Here is a 5,186-nt window from a genome sequence, read left to right as displayed (position 1 = left end):
TCTCCGTCCAAGAGTTGCTTGAATAGCGATGTAATGGCATTAAACATAAAAAAACCTACTGAAAATTTCGAGTCATTATTGTTTAAATAGTGGCGTATTGAGCAAAACACAAGTCAGAATAAAGTGAGATTCTAAATATCATGAGATTCATCTTCATCGTTCTCGTGATAAAAATCATTCGGATCTTGAGGAACGCTAGGGTCTTCTAGTATTTCAATGACTTCTGAACTTGAGTATTCATGCCCCATCAGGAAAAGCGCTAACATGGCATCGGCTTTGGATTTATTGTCCGCTTTTTCTAGCAAAATTTCTTCAAAGCGTCGCCGTATCATGGCAATCTCATGTTCAACAAAACCGCGACCTTCTTCCTCTCCTTCACCTTCCTCGGGCGCATTATCAAACTCCAGAAACAGAAAATGGCCGTCCAATTGTGTGTCAATAAGACGTTCAGGCAACCAAGCCTCACCCATCACCAATTCTGGATCGGTGTTATCGGGTAGTGAATCGAGTATGTGTTTCAGTTCAGATGCTTTCACAGTTTTATCGTTTCAGTAATCATGTCGCTATTGTAGCGGCGATTTTCTTATAAACATAAGAAATCCTGATCCGATTGCCCAATTTTAAATCGCTTAATCATACGAACGATGGCAAAACATACCGGAATCGAGGAGCAAGCGAATAAATGCTCGCCGTTTGTGAAAGGATAACTGATTGCAGGAGCGTTGATTATGCTACAATCCGCTCAGTTTTATGTAATGAAATGAATAGGAAATGCTTTGACCTCGTCACAGCCCAATCAACACAAGTCAATGAACGCTAGCAGCAACAGTGCGGCATCTCTGCGCAATGCATTGAAAGAATGCATGATGCGTGATCGTTTTCGTCTGAGTAAACGCATCTCTGGTGCGAGCAAAATAAAAAATGAGCAAGCCAAACATGCCGTTTTTGATCAAATTGCGCTCGATATTGCTCAGTCAATGATGGTGGCGCAGCAGCGTCTCAACAGCCGCGTTACCATCGACTACCCTGATTTATTGCCCGTAAGCCAAAAACGCGATGATATCGCCAAAGCGATTGCTGAAAACCAAGTGGTAATTGTGGCGGGTGAAACAGGGTCAGGCAAAACGACTCAGTTACCCAAAATTTGCGCAGAAATTGGGCGTGGTAAATATGGCCTGATTGGCCATACGCAACCACGTCGCCTTGCTGCGCGTTCGGTCGCGAGCCGAATAGCGCAAGAGATGGAAACAGAACTGGGTGGCTTTGTTGGCTATAAAGTTCGTTTTAACGATCAAATTTCCGAGCAGACTCAGATCAAATTGATGACTGACGGGATATTGTTGGCCGAAATCCAGCATGATCGTTTTCTCAATCAGTACGACACCATCATTATCGATGAAGCGCATGAGCGCAGCTTAAATATCGATTTTATCTTAGGTTATTTGAAAGAACTGCTGCCGCGTCGTCCGGATCTCAAAGTCATCATTACTTCGGCCACCATCGATCCTGAACGCTTCTCTAACCATTTTAGCGGTGCGCCTATCATTGAAGTGTCGGGTCGTACTTATCCGGTCGATACGCGTTATCGACCACTGCTTGGTGAAGAGGACGCAGACCGCGATCAACTTGAAGGTATTTTTGAAGCCGTCGATGAACTCTGTGCTGAAGGACTTGGCGATATTCTGATCTTCATGAATGGTGAACGAGAAATTCGTGATACGGCCGATGCGCTCAGTAAACGTAACTTACGTGATACTGAAATTGTGCCGCTTTATGCACGATTATCCGCCGGTGAGCAGAATAAAATCTTTCAGCCCCATATAGGGCGGCGCATTGTTTTAGCCACCAACGTGGCAGAAACATCCCTTACCGTTCCGGGGATCAAATATGTCATTGACCCAGGTACGGCGCGTATCAGCCGTTATAGCTACCGCACCAAAGTCCAACGTTTGCCGATTGAACCAATTTCTCAAGCGAGTGCAAATCAGCGTAAAGGACGTTGTGGCCGTGTTGAAGAAGGGATTTGCATACGCCTCTATTCCGAAGAGGATTTTCTTTCACGTCCAGAATTTACCGATCCGGAAATACTGCGTACCAACTTAGCCTCGGTTATTTTACAAATGACCGCACTTGGGCTGGGTGATATTGAAGCATTCCCATTTGTGGAAGCGCCGGATAAACGCAACATTCAAGATGGTGTGCGTTTGCTTGAAGAGCTTGGTGCGATTGTTCCTGATACCAATAAAAATAGTCACGACAGCAAAAAGCAGTTGACGGATATGGGGCGCAAATTAGCACGCTTGCCGATTGACCCCCGTTTGGCGCGTATGGTGCTTGAAGCGCCAAAGCTTGGCTGCGTAAAAGAGCTAATGGTGATTGCCGCTGCACTTTCGATTCAAGACCCACGTGAACGCCCATCAGATAAGCAACAAGCCTCAGATGAGAAACATCGCCGATTTTTTGATGAAGAGTCCGATTTCCTGAGCCTAGTGAATTTGTGGAACCACATTCAAACTGAGCAAAAAGCGTTAAGCAGCAGCCAATTTCGTAAGCAGTGCAAACAAGATTACCTCAATTATTTGCGGGTACGCGAATGGCAGGATGTTTACTTCCAAATTCACCAATCGATGCGTGAAATGGATTACAAATTGAACGACGAACCGGGCAATTACCAAAGTATCCACAGTGCAATTTTGGTTGGCTTACTGTCGCACATTGGTATCAAAGACCAAGAGAAAAATGAATACCAAGGGGCTCGTAACGCCCGCTTTAATATCTTTCCCGCTTCTGGCCTGTTTAAAAAGCAACCCAAGTGGGTGATGGTCGCCGAGTTGGTGGAAACCTCTAAACTGTGGGGGCGTATTGCAGCTAAAATCCAGCCTGAATGGGTGGAACCGCTGGCGCAGCATTTGATCAAGCGTAGCTACAGCGAACCGCATTGGTCAAAAAAACAAGCCGCCGTCATGGCCTATGAAAAAGTGATGTTATATGGCATTCCTATTGTGCCTAAACGTTTGATTAACTACAGCACCATTGACGAGCCACTATGTCGTGAGATTTTCATTCGCAGCGCATTAGTTGAAGGTGATTGGGAAACCAAACATGCGTTTTTCAAGCAAAACCGTCGCTTATTACTTGAAGTCGAGGAGCTTGAGCATAAATCTCGCCGCCGCGATATTTTGATTGATGATGAACAGCTTTTCGAGTTCTACGATCAGCGAGTCGCAACGGATGTGGTCTCTGGGCGTCATTTTGATGCGTGGTGGCGAAAAGTCAGCAAAGCCACCCCAGATCTACTCAACTTTGAAAAAGAGATGCTATTTAAAGGTGATGCTAGCCACATCACTGATTTAGATTATCCCAACTTTTGGCACCAAAACGGTATTAAGCTGAAGCTCAGCTATCAATTTGAACCTGGTGTGGATAGTGACGGTGTCACGGTACATTTGCCATTGCCGATCCTAAATCAAATTGAGCCGACAGGGTTTGATTGGCAGATCCCCGGGTTACGTCATGAATTGGTTGTCAGCCTCATCAAGTCTTTGCCTAAAACACTGCGCAAAAACTTTGTACCGGCACCTAACTATGCAGATGCGTTTTTAGCTCGTGTCACACCGATGGAATTGCCTTTATTGGATGCGATGGAAAAAGAGTTAAGACGCATGACGGGCGTCGAGGTGAAGCGTGAAGATTGGAAGTTAGAGCAAGTTCCGGATCATTTAAAAATCACTTTTCGCGCGGTGGATCATAAAAATCGCAAACTCAACGAGCATAAAGATTTATATCAGCTGAAAGAGAGTTTGAAAGAGAAAGTACAAGAAACACTCTCTCAAGTGGCAGACGATGATATTGAACAGCAAGGTTTGCATACGTGGAGCTTTGGTGAATTACCAAAAGTTTACCAACAAAAGCGCGGCGGTTTCGAGGTTAAAGCTTATCCAGCGTTAGTGGATAGCAAAGAGAGCGTTGAAATTAAGCTTTTTGAGACCGAGCAAGAACAACTCAATGCAATGAAAGCAGGGCAAAGGCGTCTGATTTTGCTAAACGTTCCTTCACCGATTAAATATCTGCACACCAATTTACCGAACAAGTCAAAATTGGGGCTCTACTTTAACCCGTATGGCAAAGTACTGGACCTGATTGATGACTGTATTGCTTGTGGGATTGATAAGTTAATTGAACAGCAAGGCGGTTTAGTGTGGGAGCCGGAGCAGTTTGAGGCACTGAAAGAGTTTGTGCGCGCTGAATTGGGCGATACTGTGGTCGATATCGCCCAACAAGTGGAGACGATTCTTACCACGGCATTCAACATTAATAAAAAGCTGAAAGGGAAAATCGATTTTACGATGGCCTTTGCGTTATCGGATATCAAAGCGCAGATCGAAGGTTTGATCTTTAAAGGCTTTGCCACCGAATGCGGCTGGAAGCGTTTGCCGGATATTCTGCGTTACATGCGCGCGATTGAACGTCGGATGGAGAAGTTACCCATTGATCCAAATAAGGATCGTTTGCACATGTTGAAAATTGAAGCGGTAACCAATGATTACAAAGCGCTACTAAACAAGATACCTCGCGGTGCAGAAGTACCTGAAAATGTTAAAGAGATCCGTTGGATGATTGAAGAGCTTCGCGTGAGTTTATTTGCTCAGCAACTTGGCACTCCTTATCCAGTTTCAGATAAACGTATAAAAAATGCGATTGATGCTTGTTAGGTATAAGATTTGCATCTAACCAACAGTTCACTATAATTTGACGCTATGTGGCAATCGGTCGCCGTTTTGAGGCCACTGCCAAATTAAATAAAGAAGGTTCATCATGAAAAAGACTTTAATCGCACTGGCGCTGATCAGTACATCTTCAATGGCGTTTGCTGACTCTTGGATTTATGGCGGCGCATCGGTAGGCCAATCGGATTTGAATGGTAAAAGCGGCACTTCATACAACATTCATGCCGGTACTGGTATTCTTCCTCTGATTGGCCTCGAAGCGGGTTACACCGACCATGGCAAATTTGAAGTCAGTGCCACGAATGAAATCGCGGCCTCTTCTGTTTATTTTGCGGTAAAGCCAAGCATTGATTTTGGCCCTCTGCATGTGTATGCCAAGGGTGGTTTGCATTCTTGGGATAAAAAATTAAACAGCAATAAAATAGATGATGGTTTTGACATCATGTACGGTGTAGGCGC

3 protein-coding genes are annotated in these 5,186 nt (G+C 44.7%); 2 read left to right on the top strand and 1 reads right to left on the bottom strand.

Going from position 1 to position 5,186, the window contains the following annotated elements; all coding sequences use genetic code 11:
- Positions 1 to 131: 131 nt before the first annotated feature.
- Positions 132 to 536, bottom strand: coding sequence for a hypothetical protein (locus B9J84_RS04930; protein WP_013856808.1), 405 nt, complete (start codon positions 534 to 536; stop codon positions 132 to 134).
- A gap of 240 nt (positions 537 to 776) precedes the next feature.
- On the opposite strand from B9J84_RS04930, the gene hrpA reads away from it, so the two are divergent.
- Both hrpA and B9J84_RS04920 read left to right on the top strand, forming a co-directional pair.
- Entirely contained in the window at positions 777 to 4,712 is a 3,936-nt protein-coding gene (hrpA, locus tag B9J84_RS04925; RefSeq protein WP_094123666.1) for an ATP-dependent RNA helicase HrpA, read from the top strand.
- A 103-nt stretch (positions 4,713 to 4,815) separates the two neighbouring features.
- A partial coding sequence (locus tag B9J84_RS04920) for an outer membrane beta-barrel protein (protein ID WP_094123665.1) occupies positions 4,816 to 5,186 on the top strand: 371 nt, incomplete at its 3' end.

Origin of the sequence: Vibrio sp. V03_P4A6T147 (genome assembly GCF_002241085.1) — a bacterium.
GTDB lineage: Bacteria > Pseudomonadota > Gammaproteobacteria > Enterobacterales > Vibrionaceae > Vibrio > Vibrio anguillarum.
Note: the sequence above shows the minus strand (reverse complement) of the source record. Positions and strands in the feature narration are given on the sequence as shown.